This is a genomic window from Pseudomonas sp. P4_C4, from assembly GCF_056402055.1.
Genome location: NZ_JBFUID010000021.1, coordinates 1 through 17,217, shown reverse-complemented (window position 1 = coordinate 17,217; position 17,217 = coordinate 1). Strand labels below are relative to the sequence as shown.

Below are 17,217 nucleotides of genomic sequence, written 5' to 3'. Positions count from 1 at the left end.
CCACAGGCATCGAACATAGCCTCTGGAGCGCATCGTACGAGCGGTTTTATGCCCACAACAAACGATGTATCAGGTGCTTATTAATAAGCTGTACTGATTCGTCGGTTACCACTTTGAAGGCTCGACAATCCGTCAGCCGCTCATCGCGAGGGATTCGAGAAAGGTCTCCAATACCAAATGGGGACGGCGACCTTTTCGGGTGACAGATGCCAGCGTCAGGTCGTAAAAACAGGAATAGGGCTTCAACGCTCTGAGCCTTCCTTCTGCAACCCAACTACGCGCGTAGTGATCTGGCAGGTACCCAATGTACTGGCCGGTAAGAATCAGGAATGCCATTCCCTCTCTGTCCGATGCACTGGCAGTGCAGTTGAGCGCTTGATAATGCTCCTGGATGGTTGCAGGTAAGCGGAAAGTCGGGGCTATGGCGTCCTGCTCCTGGATACGCTGCTCACTCAATTCCAGATCCTTGATGAAAAACAGAGGATGACCAACACCGCAATAGAGCTGAGAACGCTCGCTGTACAGAGGCTGGTATTCAAGGCCTGAAAGCGCACCGACCTGGGGGATTACGCCTACGTGCAGACGGCCGTCGAGCACACCTTGTTCTACTTCACCAGGTGTACTCATTCGAATCTGGATCTGAACGTCAGGTCCTTTTTTCTTTAGCGAAGCCAATGCATCCGTGACGCGCATGTGAGGCATCGTTACCAGGTTATCCGTCAAGCCTATGATCAACTCGCCCCGGAGATGGCTGTGCATCCCGTTGACCTCGCTTCGAAATCCCTCCATCGCCGACAACAAGCGTAAACACGCCTCATACACCTGCTGCCCATCCTCTGTCAGCGAGAACCCGGCACGTCCCCTCTGACATAACCGAAGGCCTAATCGCTGTTCAAGCTCTGTCATTTGCTGACTGATTGCTGACCTGCCAACACCGAGCATGCTCTCTGCAACGGAGAATCCACCGCACTCCACAACACTCCGAAATATCTTGAGCATCCGAATATCAAAATCAGTGACTTGAGCAACTGGATTGGGACGGCGCGCTTTCATAGTTTAGGTAACCTGAAACTAAGGGTATCGAAAGGTGTGTTTTCTGGAATCTAAGCGCGTGTCAGTTTCTAGGCAAGCCTTGAATTCCATTTCAGGACGCTCAACAAGGCCAACTCTCCGATTGACCACGATGAGTATCTCTCCACGAGGACCACTGCTCATGAACACACAACAGGCTCACGAACTTCCCTTGGCCAGCCAGCTGAAACTGGATTCACACTGGATGCCGTTCTCCTCGAATCGCAACTTTCAGCGTGACCCACGGTTCATCGTCTCTGCGCAAGGTAGCTGGCTTACAGACTCCGAAGGCAGAAAGGTCTACGACAGTCTGTCAGGCCTGTGGACCTGCGGTGCAGGCCATTCGCGCAAGGAAATCCAGGAAGCCGTTGCCCTACAGTTGGGCACGCTCGATTACTCGCCCGCCTTTCAATATGGCCACCCGTTATCCTTCATGTTGTCCGAGCGCGTCGCTGACCTCATGCCCGGCGACCTGAACCATGTGTTCTATACCAACTCGGGCTCCGAGTGCGCGGACACTGCGGTCAAAATGGCCCGGGCGTACTGGCGCCTCAAGGGTCAGTCGACCAAGACCAAAATGATCGGCCGAGCACGCGGCTATCACGGCGTGAACATCGCCGGCACGAGCCTGGGTGGCATCGGGGGCAACCGCAAGATGTTCGGTCAACTAATGGATGTCGACCACCTGCCCCACACGTTGCAGCCGGGATTGGCCTTCACCAAAGGAATGGCGGAAACCGGTGGTGTGGAACTGGCAAATGAGTTGTTGAAGCTCATTGAACTGCATGACGCGACGAACATCGCAGCCGTTATTGTCGAGCCGATGTCGGGTTCCGCAGGTGCCATCGTGCCTCCCAAAGGTTACTTGCAGCGCCTTCGAGAGATCTGCACTCAACACAATATCCTGTTGATTTTCGACGAAGTGATCACCGGGTTCGGGCGGATGGGCACCTGGAGCGGCGCGGAGTACTTCGGCGTGAAGCCGGACATCATGAACGTGGCCAAGCAGATCACCAATGGCGCCATTCCAATGGGCGCCGTGATCGCTTCCAGTGAGATCTACCAAACCTTCATGAATCAGACGAGTCCGGAATACGCGGTCGAATTTGGCCATGGCTACACCTACTCGGCGCACCCGGTTGCCTGCGCTGCGGCCCTCGCAACATTGGATCTGCTGGAGAAGGAAAACCTCATCCAACAATCAGCTGATCTGGCACCGCATTTCGAACGCACATTGCACGGCGTCAAGGGCGCAAAACACATCGTTGACATCAGGAACTGCGGCCTCGCAGGCGCTATTCAAATTGCACCCCGCGAAGGGGATGCAATTGTTCGTCCGTTCGAGGCGGGCATGGCGCTTTGGAAAGCGGGGTTCTACGTGCGCTTCGGCGGCGACACCCTTCAGTTCGGGCCGACCTTCAACGCTAAACCTGAAGATCTTGACCGGATGTTTGACGCCGTCGGGGAAGCCTTGAACCACATCGATTAACGCAACAACGTGCAGGCAAACCACCCATGCTGGCGGGTCAACTCCGCCAGCATCACTTCTATTTTCAATCTTGCAGGTCTTTATCCATGAGCATCATTCAACACCTGATCAACGGCGAGCATATCGCCACCGCCGGCCGCACCGCGGACGTGTTCAACCCTTCCACGGGTGAGGTCATCCATCAGGTCTCACTCGCGGATCGCGCCACCGTTCAACACGCCATTGACGTCGCGACAGCCGCCTTTCCTGCATGGCGCAAGACTCCGGCCGCCAAGCGCGCTCAGGTCATGTTTCGTTTCAAGCAGTTGCTGGAGCAGAACGAAGCCAAAATCGCGCAAATGATCAGCGAAGAGCACGGCAAAACCATTGAAGATGCTACTGGGGAACTCAAACGCGGGATCGAGAACGTCGAGTTTGCGTGCGCGGCCCCAGAAATCCTGAAGGGTGAGTTCAGCCGCAACGCTGGCCCGAACATCGATGCCTGGAGCGACTTCCAACCCGTCGGAGTTGTGGCTGGTATTACGCCGTTCAACTTTCCGGCGATGGTTCCACTCTGGATGTATCCGTTGGCCATCGTGTGCGGCAACTGCTTCATCCTCAAGCCTTCGGAGCGCGATCCAAGCTCTACCCTTTACATTGCAGAGTTGCTGATAGAAGCGGGTTTGCCTAAAGGGGTGATGAGCGTAGTTCACGGCGATAAAGAAGCGGTCGATGCGTTGATCGAGGCGCCGGAAGTGAAAGCATTGAGCTTCGTAGGGTCGACGCCGATTGCTGAATACATCTACGCCGAAGGCACCAAACGCGGCAAGCGTGTCCAGGCCTTGGGCGGCGCTAAAAACCATGCTGTGCTCATGCCGGACGCTGACCTGAACAATGCCGTTAGCGCCCTGATGGGGGCGGCTTACGGCTCCTGCGGCGAACGCTGCATGGCGATTTCCGTCGCCGTTTGTGTGGGCGACCAAATCGCCGATGCGCTGATCGATAAGCTGGTACCGCAGATCCAGGCGCTGAAAATTGGCGCAGGCACATCCTGTGGCCTCGACATGGGACCACTGATCACTGGCGCCCTCCGGGACAAAGTGAAGGGCTACGTGGACGAAGGTGTTGAATCCGGGGCCGAGTTGGTCGTCGATGGTCGTGGGCTTCAGGTAACCAACAACGAAAATGGCTTCTTCCTGGGTGGATGCCTATTCGACCGCGTGACGCCTGAAATGCGCATCTACAAGGAAGAGATTTTCGGTCCCGTGCTGTGCATCGTACGCGTAGCGAGCCTTGAACAGGCCATGCAACTCATCAACGATCACGAGTACGGCAACGGTACTTGCATCTTCACTCGCGACGGTGAAGCTGCGCGCTTGTTCTGTGACGAAATCGAAGTCGGCATGGTGGGTGTGAACGTTCCGCTACCGGTTCCGGTGGCGTACCACAGCTTTGGCGGCTGGAAGCGCTCGCTGTTTGGCGATCTTCATGCGTATGGTCCGGATGGTGTTCGTTTCTACACGCGTCGCAAGGCGATCACACAGCGCTGGCCACAACGTGCCAGCCATGAGGCTGCGCAGTTCGCGTTTCCAAGTAACAGTTAAGGGAAAGGAGCCCGCCTATGGCGGGCTCCTGACTCCTCACCCCGTCCGCAGAGATTAACGAAGCTCCGACTCCAGCCAAGTGCAAAAGGCTTGTGCAGCCCCTGATAGCGGCTTGTTGTGCGGCTTCAGCAAGTAGAACCCAGCAAGACACTCAATGCTCTGATCGAGCGGCGACACGAGCTGTCCACGCAGCCTGGATTTCTCCACGAGTTCCTCGTTAAGCAGACACACGCCTGCGTTTTCAATGGCCATGCTCGCCGCGATTGCGTAACTGTCGACGTAGAAACGCTGATAGTTTTCTGCCTCACCTTGCGGGTAAGTAGCCAACCAGTCGCTCCAGCCATTGGGTGTGCCCAACACATCGATCAAGGGCAGGCTGAGCAATCCCCCGGCACTTCGAAGTTTGGCAGCAACGTCCAGTGAGCAGTACGGTTTCAGCTCAGTTGAGAGCAGCTGTTGGATGTCGTACTGCTGCCAGTTACCCGCACCATAGCGAATCTCCAGCTCTGCGCTGGAAGGTGGCGCATCCGCCTCCCAGTTAACACCGTACATGCGAAGAGAAATTTGCGGATACAGCTCAGCAAAGCGTTCCATGCGGGGGGCGAGCCACAGCTGCGCAAAAGAGTTGTTGACGCTCAATTCAAGTACGCCTTGGGCGACCGAGCTGAAGATGTTGTTCATCCCTTGGTGCATGTGCCAAAGGCCTTCCCGGACCACTGCCAAATACGCCCGCCCCGATACGGTCAGCTGGATCGAACGTGTTTGCCTTAGGAATAGCGCCTTGCCAAGTTTGTGTTCGAGCAATTTTATCTGCTGGCTGACCGCCGACTGGCTCATGTTCAGTTCAATTGCCGCAGCAGAAAAACTCAAATGCCGCCCGACTGATTCAAACGTCCGAAGCCAGTTGAGCTGAAGATTGGTCAACGACATCGCGGCACCCCGGCATAAGCCCTACTTATAAATGACACTGGTATACATCGTTTGTAGTGCCATCTCAAGCGCCTTAGCATCGAATCCAGACGCCCGGAGCCCCGGCGAATCACGTCTCCAATAGACCCGTCAAAGGATCCCCCCGAGATGAAATCGGAAGCCAAAGTTTTAGTGATTGGTGGTGGTATTACTGGTGTGAGCACGCTTTACCATCTGGCCAAATCCGGCTGGACGGATGTCATGCTGGTGGAGAAGCTTGAACTGACATCTGGATCAACCTGGCACGCCGCGGGCAACCTTCCTTCGTTCAGTACCAGCCTGAACATCATGAAGCTTCAGAAAAACAGCATCGAGCTGTATCAACAACTCGCGGAACAGACTGGTCAATCGGTCGGCCACCATCAAACAGGTTCGATCCGGCTTGCGCATACCAAAGAACGTCTGGATGAGTTCAAGCGGGTAGCAGGCCTGGCCACACTCGCCGGTTTGACTGGCGTCGAAGTTGTCGACAATGAACGCTTGAAGGAACTGCATCCCTTCCTGGACACCACCGGTTTGCTGGGCGGGCTTTGGGACCCGTATGACGGTCATATCGATCCTACCAGTGTGACCAATGCCATGGCTCAATTGGCACGTGGTTACGGCGCTACCATTGTTCGGCACAATCCGGTTACCGCGATTACTCAACTCGCCGACAAAAAATGGGAAGTGACTACCGAACAAGGTGTCATTCACGCAGACATTATCGTGAACGCCGCAGGCTTCAGAGCAAATGAAGTGGCCGCCATGATCGGCCATCAGTTTCCAATCTGTTCTCTGGAACATCAGTATCTGGTCACTGACAATATTCCAGCCCTGGTGGACAGATCCAACCTTCTGCCCCTGCTTCGCGATCCCGATATTTCCTACTACCTTCGCCAGGAAGGGAAAGGGCTGATACTCGGCCCCTACGAGCGCGAGCCGGTGGCCTGGGCAGTCGACGGCGTTCCAGCGACGTTCGGTCAGGAACTGCTGCAACCCGAACTGAACCGTCTCGAAGAAATCATCGGTGCAGCGATGGAACAAGTGGGGATAATCGGTGACGGCGGGATCAAGACCGTGGTCAATGGCCCTATCGTGTACACCCCGGATGGGCTTCCCCTACTCGGGCCCGTGCACGGCTACGACAACTACTTCGCTTGCGCAGGGTTCAGTTTCGGGATCACTCAGGGTGGCGGCGCGGGCCGTTACCTTGCTCAGTGGATAATCGACGGCCACCCTGAGGTTGAACTTTGGGAGCTGGATTCCCGACGCTTTGGTAGCTACGCGAACCTTTCCTACACCGTCACCAAATCGCTTGAGCTGTACGCCAACGAATACCAACTAAGCTGCCCGAACGAATACGCGATGCGCCCGGCGTGTCGCGAAGTGAAGACCACGCCGATTTACGAAATACTCAAACACAAGAATGCCGTGTTCGGCGCTTATTACGGCTGGGAGCGTGCCAGCTGGTTTGCACAATCTGCCCATGCCCCCGTCGAGAACTTCAGCTACAGCCGGGGCAATTGGGATGCAGCAGTCCGGTCGGAATGTGAAGCGGTGCAAAATCGCGTGGGTATCCTCGATCTGAGCGCCTTCACAAAATTCGAGATATCTGGAAAGGATGCTCGTTCATTTCTGGATCGGATCAGCCCCAACCAGGTTCCTGCCAAATGCGGGGATGTAGCTCTCGCCCACGTACTCACCCCATCAGGAAGCGTGGCGTGGGAATTCTCCATGACGCTACTGGAAAGCGGCGCGTTTTACCTGATGTGCCCAGCGGCTTGCGAGCTGCTGATTGAAGATTGGCTGCGGCAACGGGCAGCGAAATACGCGAATATCTCCATCGCGAATATCACCAGGGACTGGGGCACGCTCATCCTGGCTGGCCCTAGAGCACGAGAAGTGCTGTCCAAACTTACCGACACCGATCTGAGTAATGCAGCATTCCCCTGGTTTACTGGCCAGGAGATCCAGGTCGTTGGCGCTCCCGTACGCGCGTTGMGGATGAACTTTGTCGGCGAATTGGGATGGGAACTCCACCATCCACTCCAACACCAGCAAGCACTTTACGAAGCACTCGTTTGGGCGGGTGAAGCGCATGGAATCGTCGACTTCGGGCTGCGGGCCATGGACTCGATGCGCATCGAAAAGGGTTATCAAATCTGGGGCCGCGAGCTGACAACAGAGTACTCGGCGCTAGCTGCCAACATGGGTTACTTCATCAAGACTGATAAAGGTGATTTTGAAGGGCGTGCGGCAGTGCTGGCAGAAAAAGAGAAGCCGAGTACCCACCGTCTCGTGCTGATGGAAGTGCAAGCGGGCCCTACTGATGCATTGGGTAGCGAGCCAATTTTCCATCAAGGGAAACTGGTAGGGCTTACCACATCAGGCGCCTATGGTTATCGCGTTAATAAGAGTTTGGCCATGGGCTTTATCAAGCGCGAACTTGCGTCCCTGGATACTGAGCTGACCATCACAATTCTGGGTGAAGAATGCTCCGCGAAAGTCATTCGTGGATGCCTTTACGACCCGAAAGGCGAACGCCTGAAGTCTTGATTATGCAACTGCCTCCAAGAACGTGGAGGCAGCTTTCTGACCGCTAATGGGGTAGGACGAAATGACCATTACACAATCTTTGGATAACGCGCCCAATGCGGAGGCCTCCATAATCGACGGGAAGGCGTTTGCCGAAATCTTGCGCAAGAATGTCGCCGTCGGTGCAAGGGCCTTCAGGGAGAAACGCGGCAGAGCACCAGGGCTGGCTGTCGTACTAGTCGGGAGCGATCCTGCCAGTCAGGTTTACGTGAAAACCAAAATGAAAAAGGCGCTTGAGTCCGGGATTGACTCCTTCCCTCACCTACTGGAAAGCGATACGTCCGAAGCGGACCTGCTGAACCTGATCGATAAGCTGAACAATGACCGCTATGTGCATGGGATTTTGGTGCAGCTTCCGTTGCCCGCCCATATCGATGAGTCGAAGGTTATTGCAGCAATTAATCCGGCCAAAGATGTCGACGGTTTCCATCCGATCAACGTGGGTCTGCTGGGTCAGGGTAAAGCCAAACTGATTCCCTGCACTCCTCTGGGATGCCTGATGATGTTGAAGGATCAGATCGGTGACCTTAGCGGTAAAAAAGCGGTAATTGTCGGCAGGTCCAACATCGTCGGAAAGCCAATGGCGAATTTGCTCTTGCAGGAAAACTGCACGGTCACGATTGTGCATTCCCGAACACGAGATCTCATCGCTGAATGTCGTCAGGCCGACATCCTAGTGGTAGCGATTGGACGGGCGGAATTTATTGATGCAAGGGCGATCAAGCCAGGTGCAGTGGTCATTGACGTTGGTATCAACAGAGTTGAAAGAGACGGGCTGTCGGTTCTGGTGGGTGATGTCGATCTCAACTCTGCCAAGGACGTTGCAGCAGCAATTACTCCAGTTCCAGGTGGCGTAGGTCCTATGACCGTTGCTTGTTTGATGAGAAATACTCTGACAGCTGCAGAGGCAATTGAGAGTAATACTGCTGCACAGTTTTGATAACGGGCAGATTACCGCCAACAAGGCTCAGCCGAACACAAAACTTGCTCTGTTACTGACCATTGCATTGCAAGCCCTGTATTCCGCAGTGTCCGGGCCATTATCCACAGGTATACCCCCGTTTTTTGTGGATAGCTTTGAGGCGAATATGAACACGCCTAAGAAACGCAGAGCAGAACTACCGATACACGGAGAGTCTCCGTCGGCGTTATTGTGAGTTAGCAGCGGATTTGGCACCGACCAGGACCTTGCAAGAGATTCCGAGCTGACCGCTAGAAGCCGCGGCCGACGGATCTTTCGWGGGTTCAGCGGCACTCAATCGGTGCCAACTACCTGCAAAATGGTTTKTCACCAAAACAGCAAGAAGTCGGGTGAATTTGCGGTCTGTTTGGCACTGCGGTTTGGGCCCAAAAACGTCGAATTTGGAGGTATGARKMAGGCTCTCGGACGCGATRGTTTGATTCCAAATCGGCCCCTGGGCCTTGTGATCAAAGGGCTCGRCCGGCGACTAGAGACCTTCCGCAGACCTGGCGATTGCCCAACCACCCTCCCCGCMTCCCCGCGCTCTGTTCCGTTTCCCTAGCGCACAATCGGAAGTCCGGCCTAAAGGTGCTTCYGTTTGTCTTCAAAGGCACGGCCCGCGTGACGTACAGCCGGTTCGCTGATTTTGGATGGTGACCGTTAAGAACGAAGAATCGGAACTGAGCTTCCAAGGTTTAGTGCCGCGGAGCGGGTGAGGAAAAACGCCCTAATCGCCCGGAAACAGGGCGCTTGGCAAGGCTATCTGACATGCGAAAAAGCTGAGAAAGGAAGAGAAATATCAGACAGGATTGGTGCCAAAGGCAGCGCGAAAAAGGGCCAAAAGCGGCGTGAACTCACACCGGAGTCGCTTGAAACCCCGGTAACGCACACTCTACGTAAAATCCCCCACACAGTCAGACCGGCGGATAATCGAAATCTTCGGTGGGGCAAAAAGCGGGGCAAAAATCAGCAATGTAAAATACGATAAGCTATAAAAAAATCCAGTCACCGCTAAGTGACTGGATTTCTTGAAATTAAATGGTCGGGACGGAGTGATTCGAACACTCGACCCCTAGCACCCCATCTCCTTTTTCATACTTCTTGAAAGATCCCAAAATTTTACTCTGGATTTTTCTAAGCCAGTATTTGCTTGAGCTCCAGCGGTGTTCTGCTCTACGAGAGTCTAGTAACGTCCATTAAGAGCCGACGTTTTTGTGGGGGTAAAAGTAGGGGGAGTCCATTTCATGGCCAAAATTACCATCAAAGAACTCGAGTCGCTGACTCCCAACGATGCCGGCCGAATCCTCCGGGAGGATGGCAATCTGGCCGGTCGAATCTCCGTCCGCAAGGACGGTGTGTCGGTCAGCTTTTTCTATCGTTATCGCTGGGGCGACCAGAACAAAGAGTACGCCTGCGGAACCTGGCCGCGCAAATCCCTGACGGACATCCGCAAGGCACGCAACCAAGCCCGGGCGCTCATCGATGAGCAAATCAATCCTAACGAGCAAAAGAAGACCGCCAAGACACAGGCATACGCCGCGGCTGATATAGAGGCCGAACAGGTAAAGACGTCGAAGGCGCAAACACTGACCGTCCAGGATCTGGCCAAGGCCTGGCTGTTGGATGGCGTCGCGCGGAAAGACGGCAATGCCGAGTTGCAGCGCCGTTTTAACAAGGACCTATTCCCGGCACTTGGCAAGACCGCGGTGAGTAGTGTGTCCGAACACGATATTCGGGCGCTGACCCGCACCGTGGTCAACCGCGGCGCTCACCGACAAGCCATCAGTTTCTTCGCCGACCTCACCCAGATGTTCAGCTGGGCCAGAAAGCGCCAGCCCTGGCGGGCGTTACTGGTCGAGGGCGATCCGACGGAACTGGTCGACATCTCCCCCTTGATCCCTGCCGACTACGAAGCGGAAAGAAGCCGCATCCTTTCCCCGGCTGAGCTATTGGAATTGCACAACCGCTTCCAGCAAATGACCGCCGATTACAACGCCCTCCCCGCGGGCCAAAAATACGATGGCATTCGGCCGTTGAAAAAAGAAACTCAACTCGCGCTCTGGATCAGCTTGGGCACCTTGTGCCGGATAGGCGAGTTGCTCCAGGCCGAATGGAAAAACGTCGATCTGGACCGGCAGACCTGGTTCCTCCCCAGCGAAAACGTCAAAGGCACCCGGGGCAAGAAACAGGACCACCATGTGTTCCTCTCCCCCTTCGCCCTGCATTTTTTTCAGGAACTCAAGACCCTGACGGGAGACTCCCAGTGGTGCTTTCCGAACAAGCAGGATGATGGGCATGTGGACGTAAAGGTGGTGAGTAAACAGGTCGGCGATCGCCAAGCCCGGTTCAAAAACCGCAAGGCCCTCTCAAGACGGCGTCACGACGACACCCTGCTCCTTGCCCACGGCCAAAACGGCGACTGGACGCCACATGACCTGCGCCGCACGGGCGCGACCATGATGCAGGCTTTGGGGGTCAGCCTGGACGTCATCGATCGCTGCCAAAATCATGTACTGGCAGGCTCGCGGGTGAGACGCCACTACCTGCATCACGACTATGCCGAAGAGAAGAAAAGCGCCTGGAACCTGTTGGGCGATCGACTCAGCGCCGTGCTGTCCTCAACTTACGCGCACACGCCAAACGAGTCGATGTTGTCTTTTCCAGCGTACGCGGCACCAGAGACGCGAACACCCTCATAGGCTGTTGCGCCCAGAGCTTGAGTCGGCCCGGGTAGCTGGCTGTTCTCGAGTAACTGCCGTGCGCGATTGAAGCGCAAGTCGTCCAGAATGCGACGAAACGAAGTCCCCAGACGGCGCAGTTCATGACGCAAGGTCCGCTCGGGCAATCCCAGAATCGCGGACACCTCTGCGACCGCTGGAAAGTCTTCGGTAAATAGGGTCAAGTGCGCACGCACCTGTTCGGCTAGGTTACTGCTGGTCTGTTCCTGTTTTTGCTTTTGCAACAGTTGATCGCATTGCTGGCGGTAGAGCGCTTTAGCCGTCGGATCGCCACTGGGCAGGTGCGATTGAAAGTGCACGTTATACATCCAGAAACGCCCTTTACTCGCGGCAAACCTCACTGAGCAACCATAAAACTGCTCATAGAGCTGGGCCTGCGCGGGCTTGGGGTAAGGAATGTCTACCTGAATGACGTGCAGGCCCTTGTGCAGGCTGGTCTGAATGTCGCGTATAAACTTGTAGGTGCCGGCCATCTGGATGGTCGACCATCAATCGCCGCGCTGGCTCTGCCAGCTTGAGTGGTGTCAGGGTCAAAGCATTAGTTTTCTCGCCGGGATGAAAACCAAGTTCGCTGAACAGATAGGTCAATTGTTGATAGCGCAGTCCGCAGTGCATGACCTCATAGACGGTATCGCAACTCAACATAAGCAGCCCCAGGGGACCGTAGCCGGCAAAGCCAACGCCACTTCCCATGCTCAGGCCGATGCTGGGCTCTTCCAGCTCTTCGGCTAACTCACAGAGCAGGCGTAGCTCCAGGTTACGATCAATACGGGCATCGGGGGCCAGGTGCTCCAGATTCAGACCATGGCGCTGTAGTAGCGGGGAGACATCCAAACCCTGCTTATGCAGGCTCTTGATGATGTAGATGAATCCGAGGATAGGGTGACTGGCCGTATTGGTTTTATTAGCTTGCCGGAATTATCAATTTATTCTCAATCCTAGCATAGCCCCAGCAAGTACAGGTTCCTAGACTGGCCCCGTCGAGTTTCCTCCCCGTCCAAGAATGCCTATGAACAACCAAGCACAAGCCGATACCGGCGTAAGAAAAATTATCGATGTCGTCATCATTGGTTCAGGTTTTGGTGGGCTGGGCATGGCCATCAAGTTGCGCGAAGCAGGTAACGACAACTTTGTTGTGCTAGAAAAGGCCGACGAAGTAGGCAGCACCTGGAGGGAAAACAGCTATCCGGGCGCTGCCTGCGATGTGCAATCGCACATGTATTCGTTTTCCTTTGCACCGAAGCACGACTGGAGCAAACGTTATGCAGGCTGGCAGGAAATCCAGCAATACATTCTGGATACGACAGATAAATTCGGCATCCGTCCATTCGTGCGCTTCAATCGTAAAGTCTGCGCCATGCACTTCGATCAGGCCAAGGGACTGTGGGCCGTCGACACCATGGCAGGTGAGCAGTTTGTTGCTCGCCATGTGGTAATGGCTTCCGGCCCCCTTCATGTCCCGTCTATCCCCACGCTTCCAGGGCAGGAAAAATTCAAGGGCCAAATATTCCACTCAGCGCAGTGGGACCATGATTACGATCTGACAGGCAAGCATGTACTGTCGATTGGCACGGGCAGCAGCGCTATCCAGTACGCCCCGGAAATTGCGCAAAAAGTGGCCAAGCTACACATCCTGCAGCGCACCCCTGCCTGGGTGATCCCACGAGATGAACGGGCCTATGCCAACTGGGAAAAACGCTTGTTTGCCAACGTGCCGCTCACCCGTTCGCTACATCGCGCACGGTTGTACTGGAGTAATGAAGCGCGCGTCTGGCTTTTTCCTGTCCGGCTATATCGGCAGGTTCGACGAACTGGGTTTCCTGAGCATTGTCGATCCCCAAGGCATATTGTTCAGTGCAACCATTCTGGGTGATGCCACCGACCACAATGGCTTTGGACGCAGGCTGATGACAATCTACAACCGAAAGTGCATTTTCGCTAATAGCGCGGATACCGAAGCAGGTTTTGAAACCCATCTGAAACAACATTTTCGCAATGTCACCTTCAAACGGGAAGGTTGTGTACTTATGTTCACTGCGACACTGCCAAAGCTTTAACAACCTTGAATTCCGTACGATTTGAGTCTAAAAACATGAGTGCCTTTTCAGTAAAAAATAAAAATAGCAGCTCCTTTAATATTGAACTTTCAAATGATATTGCCTGTAAACATCTGACAATAGCCAATTGGACAGTCCGATCCCAAGGCCGACTAATACTGGGAGGTCAGATACCTATGATAGTCAAGCGATCAGCTGCGAAAGAGCAAACAACATGGTAAGGCAATTAACGATTATTTTAGCTAGCAAGGAGCAGCGTCTGGCAATGATTGCTACCGTTCAGTTGGCCGCCAAGCCGGAGCTCGCTTGGTTCACTGAGCCTGACAAGGATCTAGATGATGTGTGTCTTATAATATTATTGCGCGACAAAGCTGTCGGATTTTGCATTTTTCGTCGTACGACATCTGAAATTCGTCGTTTGTTTATTTTTCCGGAGCACAGGCGAAATAAAATCGGGTCTCAAGCTATTACTAAACTCCTTGCGTTTTTTCGCCACGATGGGCATTCATTCATAATGTTGCAGTTTTCTGACGAGTCTGTGGCAGCATTCTTAGCAAAAGCATTCAAAGCTTATTCGTCATTCATTGTCGAGGAGGGGATGTTCTTAGTATCGACAAATACAAATTACGTGCAATGTTTCGACGAGAATGGATGACCTCACCGAATCATAAATCCGAGTAAACAGCCGCCACCCTTAGTTTGGTTGAAACACAGGTGTTCGGCAGAGGCCTTCCATGAGGAGTGGAGGTCCATCGTTTTATGTCCGACACATACAATCCACACGCCAAAATTCTCTATCGCCCAATTGAAGCGGCATTGCGCTGGTGCAATCTCTTTCATTTCGAAGCACAAATCAGGCAAGCAACTTTATCCTATCTTGATGAACTTTCTGCCCTATTCCCTCAATGGCCATGTCTGTATATAGCTACGGAAAAAATCTATGATGCCATACGAAACAAAGAATTACCGTATGGCAGTCTTGGTATTTCAGTCCCTTTGGGAAGTCATGTCGAGCCAGCTCAGCTAACAATCCGTCACTCTGATTTACGTCATTGGATGTAGGTCTACCATTCTGATCAAAAGCCAAGCTTTCTGTTTGGGTCACGCAGAGAAGATCAAGAGAAAATCAATCTAGGAACCTTTCTTGCGCTGCAAGCAGATCGGGACACGCTGCTACGAGAGCGCAACGCTCTACAGCAGCACCAACAAGATGTTTTACTTGATCTTCAAACAGTTGTGCTTGAATTGGATGACCTAAAGGCAATGGCCAAAACACAGTGCGCGCAAGTTGGCAACTGCCGAGCCTGTGAATGGGACCTGGCAGCATGCGTTCGTTTCGCTCGTGAGAATCATCGAGGATCCGGTGGACCATCTCCTTGCCTTCCGCACTCAGGCAAAGCAGTGCGCTGCGCCCGTCCTCAGGGTTGGGTTGACGCTCCCATCCGGAGTCACCGGCCATGATCTTCGAACGCAAGATACCCATGCCACCGTCCCAACTGTCTTCATGAATGTTCAGCCCTTCGGATCGCAGGGGATCGAAGAACACTTCTCGCTGCGCATCTTGAAAAATGCCCCCCCAAGACACCAAGGTGACCTGAGCCGAAGCATTGCTGGCCAGAACAACCCCAGCCAATAAACCGCAGATACTCGAAGAAAGCTTATGGTTCATGGACGTACCCTCAGTGCAGGCAGTCGGCAATATCGGAATGTTTTTTTTCACCGACTCGCTACAACTGTAAGCTACGCTCGCGCGGATAGCCGTGTGCACAGCCGGCCATGTAGCGCAGAACGTCAGCGGCGACGCCCACGTTGATTTCGGCAAAGCCCAAAGGCATGCCGTTATCGACGCTTTCGACTTGAGCCAGAAGTGCCATATTGGCTTCGATCAAATCGGCCAGGCGCAGGATCAGGCGTTCACGATCCAGCGGCGACAGTCCGCGCCAGGATGGCTGATTGAAAGCACGATGAGCAGCCTGCACAGCGGCGTCGATATCCGCGGCATTGCCTGCCCCGATAGCACTGATCTGATGACCACTGGAGGGGTCGAGCACAGCAATGCTGGCTGTAGGCGCCTGCCACTGCCCATCAAAAAGTGACCGTGTGTGTGCTCGAGAAATACACGAGCTGCAGGGCCCAGGCGTGAACAATCATTACTGTCGATCGCCATGACTCAGGCTTCTTGTTACCCCAATGGGGCATTGAACATGACCCCATAGTAGGAAGCAGTAGAAGATCGGCCTATACCCGTCCAAGGTGACCCCTACACCGGCTCGTCCGTGAAGTCGTGTATGTGGAGCATGTCGATTTGGATGCGGCTAGCCAGTAATGACTACACCCGTCAAAAGTCTCCTTTGAACCCAAGGTTCCAAGACGCGCGCAACGCTGCTTTTTTCAATGCCCTGACCTGTTCAGGATCCAGTTCACGAGAAATATTCTGCACGGTCGCCACCAGCGCTACAGTGCCGATAAATTCCTCGTTGATGCCTAATATCGGAGCAGCGATAGCAGAAATTCCCAGTGTTTCTTCCTCGATGGCTGACGCCCAACCTTGAGACCTCGCTTCGCTGACCTGGTGCACCAAATCGGCACGGTCGGTCACCGTATTCACCGTGATGGCGGGCAACTCGCCTGGGAGTTGATCCATGCTCAACTGCTTGGCAAAGGCCAGCGCGACCTTGCCCTGGGCGTTGCAATGCAGCTGCAGTTCAGTGCCGATACGCACACCAATTTCAAGCGCGGATTTACCCAATAGCGTTTCGACCACTATCAACCGGCGCGCTTGAAGCACCGACAGAACCACCGTCAATCCCAGTTCGTCTCGCAGATCTCGAATGGCGTCAGCGGATGCACTTAGCAGGTCGATGCCGCTGGCGGCTACCTGCCCGAGCACATAGGCCTGGATGCCCAGTCGATACTTTGAGGTCTGCGGGTTTTGACTCAAGTAACCGCGCTCGACCAGAGTCTTCAGGTGCCTGAACACTGAGCCTTTAGTAGTCCCCAGTTGTACGGCCAACTCACTGACCCCAATCTCATCCCCCGCGCTTGCCACTCGTTCGAGCACATCGAGGGCCAGTTGCACCGATCTGACTCCACCTTTCCCTGCATCGTCGCTCATATTTGATCCCGTTCATGCGATTCATCGAAGCCCGCGTCGAGCTGGCAAGCTTTGTGCTAAAGCACTGTGTTCGCGTAGGCGAAACGATACAACTGTATATCATCGATAAACAAGTCTGTGACTCTGCATTTTCGCCTTACTGAACTCCTCATCTCGACATCTCACCGACCGCAGCATAAGCGGATGATTTCTCGACAAAAGTCTTTCCCCTTACAAAAATCCATCGAATAATTTTTCTTCCAACGAAACGTTATTGCTTACAGCGATACACAAAACATTTGACGATCACCGCCAATAGTCGTAAAAATGAAACTACGTACCGCATACGCATACGACTGATTAATGATTTAAGAGGATGACGTCATGACCGCTCGTGATTCGGCCCTGGCCAAGCGAGACATCGCCCACCATCTCCACTCGCAGACCAATCTGCGACTGCACGAACAACTCGGTCCATTGCTGATCGAGCGTGGCGAGGGCATTCATGTATTTGATGACCAAGGCCGGCGCTACATCGAGGGCATGTCAGGCCTGTGGTGTGCAACGCTGGGCTTCAGCCAACCGCGTCTGGCTGAAGCGGCGTATGCGCAAATGTTGAAGCTGCCCTATCAGCAGACCTTCGCGCACCGCAGTCATGGACCGGCCGCAGACCTGGCC

16 protein-coding genes are annotated in these 17,217 nt (G+C 54.2%); 9 read left to right on the top strand and 7 right to left on the bottom strand.

The features are described from left to right. Nucleotides 1–132: 132 nt before the first annotated feature. On the bottom strand, nt 133–1,053 hold the full coding sequence (locus AC1DXW_RS13055; protein ID WP_477760065.1) for a LysR family transcriptional regulator: 921 nt from the start codon (nt 1,051–1,053) through the stop codon (nt 133–135). A 160-nt stretch (nt 1,054–1,213) separates the two neighbouring features. Between AC1DXW_RS13055 and aptA the strand changes: the two genes are divergently transcribed. After that, a complete protein-coding gene (gene aptA, locus AC1DXW_RS13050) occupies nt 1,214–2,560 on the top strand; it encodes an omega-aminotransferase AptA (protein WP_115947916.1) in 1,347 nt (448 codons plus the stop codon). A gap of 86 nt (nt 2,561–2,646) precedes the next feature. Continuing rightward, on the top strand, nt 2,647–4,143 hold the full coding sequence (locus tag AC1DXW_RS13045) for a CoA-acylating methylmalonate-semialdehyde dehydrogenase (protein WP_477760083.1): 1,497 nt from the start codon (nt 2,647–2,649) through the stop codon (nt 4,141–4,143). A gap of 54 nt (nt 4,144–4,197) precedes the next feature. Here the strand turns inward: AC1DXW_RS13045 and AC1DXW_RS13040 are convergent, their stop codons facing one another. After that, nucleotides 4,198–5,073, bottom strand: a complete 876-nt coding sequence (locus AC1DXW_RS13040) for a LysR family transcriptional regulator (protein ID WP_108215547.1) — start codon at nt 5,071–5,073, stop codon at nt 4,198–4,200. Between the two features lie 147 nt (nt 5,074–5,220). Here AC1DXW_RS13040 and AC1DXW_RS13035 point away from each other — a divergent pair, with 147 nt between their 5' ends. From AC1DXW_RS13035 to AC1DXW_RS13025, 3 genes are all read left to right on the top strand, one after another. After that, a complete protein-coding gene (locus AC1DXW_RS13035; protein ID WP_477760064.1) occupies nt 5,221–7,650 on the top strand; it encodes an FAD-dependent oxidoreductase in 2,430 nt (809 codons plus the stop codon). A 61-nt stretch (nt 7,651–7,711) separates the two neighbouring features. Beyond that, on the top strand, nt 7,712–8,629 hold the full coding sequence (folD, locus tag AC1DXW_RS13030) for a bifunctional methylenetetrahydrofolate dehydrogenase/methenyltetrahydrofolate cyclohydrolase FolD (RefSeq protein ID WP_477756761.1): 918 nt from the start codon (nt 7,712–7,714) through the stop codon (nt 8,627–8,629). Nucleotides 8,630–9,894: 1,265 nt separating this feature from the next. Continuing rightward, nucleotides 9,895–11,349 carry a tyrosine-type recombinase/integrase gene (locus AC1DXW_RS13025; protein ID WP_477760063.1) on the top strand — a complete coding sequence of 485 codons (1,455 nt, stop codon included), beginning with the start codon at nt 9,895–9,897 and terminating at the stop codon, nt 11,347–11,349. On the opposite strand, the gene AC1DXW_RS13020 is transcribed toward AC1DXW_RS13025, so the two are convergent. Together AC1DXW_RS13020 and AC1DXW_RS13015 are read right to left on the bottom strand one after the other, a co-directional pair. After that, complete coding sequence (locus tag AC1DXW_RS13020) at nt 11,274–11,861, bottom strand: helix-turn-helix domain-containing protein (RefSeq protein ID WP_477752713.1); 588 nt, start codon at nt 11,859–11,861, stop codon at nt 11,274–11,276. The genes AC1DXW_RS13025 and AC1DXW_RS13020 overlap by 76 nt on opposite strands. Continuing rightward, nucleotides 11,749–12,222: an AraC family transcriptional regulator ligand-binding domain-containing protein gene (locus tag AC1DXW_RS13015; RefSeq protein ID WP_477752712.1), complete on the bottom strand. Its 474-nt coding sequence runs from the start codon at nt 12,220–12,222 to the stop codon at nt 11,749–11,751. The genes AC1DXW_RS13020 and AC1DXW_RS13015 overlap by 113 nt, the downstream gene beginning before the upstream one ends. A 175-nt stretch (nt 12,223–12,397) precedes the next feature. Between AC1DXW_RS13015 and AC1DXW_RS13010 the strand changes: the two genes are divergently transcribed. The 3 genes from AC1DXW_RS13010 to AC1DXW_RS13000 all read left to right on the top strand — a co-directional run bounded on the left by AC1DXW_RS13010 (nt 12,398) and on the right by AC1DXW_RS13000 (nt 14,507). After that, entirely contained in the window at nt 12,398–13,261 is an 864-nt protein-coding gene (locus tag AC1DXW_RS13010; RefSeq protein ID WP_477752711.1) for a flavin-containing monooxygenase, read from the top strand. A gap of 398 nt (nt 13,262–13,659) precedes the next feature. Beyond that, nucleotides 13,660–14,100, top strand: a complete 441-nt coding sequence (locus AC1DXW_RS13005) for a GNAT family N-acetyltransferase (RefSeq protein WP_477752710.1) — start codon at nt 13,660–13,662, stop codon at nt 14,098–14,100. 104 nt (nt 14,101–14,204) lie between these two features. Beyond that, the gene (locus AC1DXW_RS13000; protein ID WP_477752709.1) at nt 14,205–14,507 is read left to right on the top strand and encodes a hypothetical protein; all 303 of its coding nucleotides are present in this window, start codon (nt 14,205–14,207) and stop codon (nt 14,505–14,507) included. A gap of 64 nt (nt 14,508–14,571) precedes the next feature. Here the strand turns inward: AC1DXW_RS13000 and AC1DXW_RS12995 are convergent, their stop codons facing one another. From AC1DXW_RS12995 to AC1DXW_RS12985, 3 genes are all read right to left on the bottom strand, one after another. After that, nucleotides 14,572–15,114, bottom strand: coding sequence for a hypothetical protein (locus AC1DXW_RS12995; protein ID WP_477752708.1), 543 nt, complete (start codon nt 15,112–15,114; stop codon nt 14,572–14,574). Nucleotides 15,115–15,172: 58 nt separating this feature from the next. Beyond that, nucleotides 15,173–15,592, bottom strand: a complete 420-nt coding sequence (locus AC1DXW_RS12990; RefSeq protein ID WP_477752707.1) for an aldehyde dehydrogenase family protein — start codon at nt 15,590–15,592, stop codon at nt 15,173–15,175. A gap of 191 nt (nt 15,593–15,783) precedes the next feature. Next, on the bottom strand, nt 15,784–16,560 hold the full coding sequence (locus AC1DXW_RS12985; protein WP_477752706.1) for an IclR family transcriptional regulator: 777 nt from the start codon (nt 16,558–16,560) through the stop codon (nt 15,784–15,786). Nucleotides 16,561–16,923: 363 nt separating this feature from the next. On the opposite strand from AC1DXW_RS12985, the gene AC1DXW_RS12980 reads away from it, so the two are divergent. Beyond that, nucleotides 16,924–17,217, top strand: a 294-nt coding sequence (locus tag AC1DXW_RS12980) for an aminotransferase class III-fold pyridoxal phosphate-dependent enzyme (protein WP_477760062.1), incomplete at its 3' end; no start/stop codon positions are given.

Bases quoted from the DNA above. Each gene is read 5' to 3' on its own strand.
- aptA (WP_115947916.1), top strand. From the start codon at position 1,214: ATGAACACACAACAGGCTCACGAACTTCCCTTGGCCAGCCAGCTGAAA.
- AC1DXW_RS13005 (WP_477752710.1), top strand. From the start codon at position 13,660: ATGGTAAGGCAATTAACGATTATTTTAGCTAGCAAGGAGCAGCGTCTG.
- AC1DXW_RS12995 (WP_477752708.1), bottom strand. From the start codon at position 15,114: ATGAACCATAAGCTTTCTTCGAGTATCTGCGGTTTATTGGCTGGGGTT.
- folD (WP_477756761.1), top strand. From the start codon at position 7,712: ATGACCATTACACAATCTTTGGATAACGCGCCCAATGCGGAGGCCTCC.
- AC1DXW_RS13055 (WP_477760065.1), bottom strand. From the start codon at position 1,053: ATGAAAGCGCGCCGTCCCAATCCAGTTGCTCAAGTCACTGATTTTGAT.
- AC1DXW_RS13045 (WP_477760083.1), top strand. From the start codon at position 2,647: ATGAGCATCATTCAACACCTGATCAACGGCGAGCATATCGCCACCGCC.
- AC1DXW_RS13000 (WP_477752709.1), top strand. From the start codon at position 14,205: ATGTCCGACACATACAATCCACACGCCAAAATTCTCTATCGCCCAATT.
- AC1DXW_RS12985 (WP_477752706.1), bottom strand. From the start codon at position 16,560: ATGAGCGACGATGCAGGGAAAGGTGGAGTCAGATCGGTGCAACTGGCC.
- AC1DXW_RS13010 (WP_477752711.1), top strand. From the start codon at position 12,398: ATGAACAACCAAGCACAAGCCGATACCGGCGTAAGAAAAATTATCGAT.
- AC1DXW_RS13020 (WP_477752713.1), bottom strand. From the start codon at position 11,861: ATGGCCGGCACCTACAAGTTTATACGCGACATTCAGACCAGCCTGCAC.
- AC1DXW_RS13025 (WP_477760063.1), top strand. From the start codon at position 9,895: ATGGCCAAAATTACCATCAAAGAACTCGAGTCGCTGACTCCCAACGAT.
- AC1DXW_RS13040 (WP_108215547.1), bottom strand. From the start codon at position 5,073: ATGTCGTTGACCAATCTTCAGCTCAACTGGCTTCGGACGTTTGAATCA.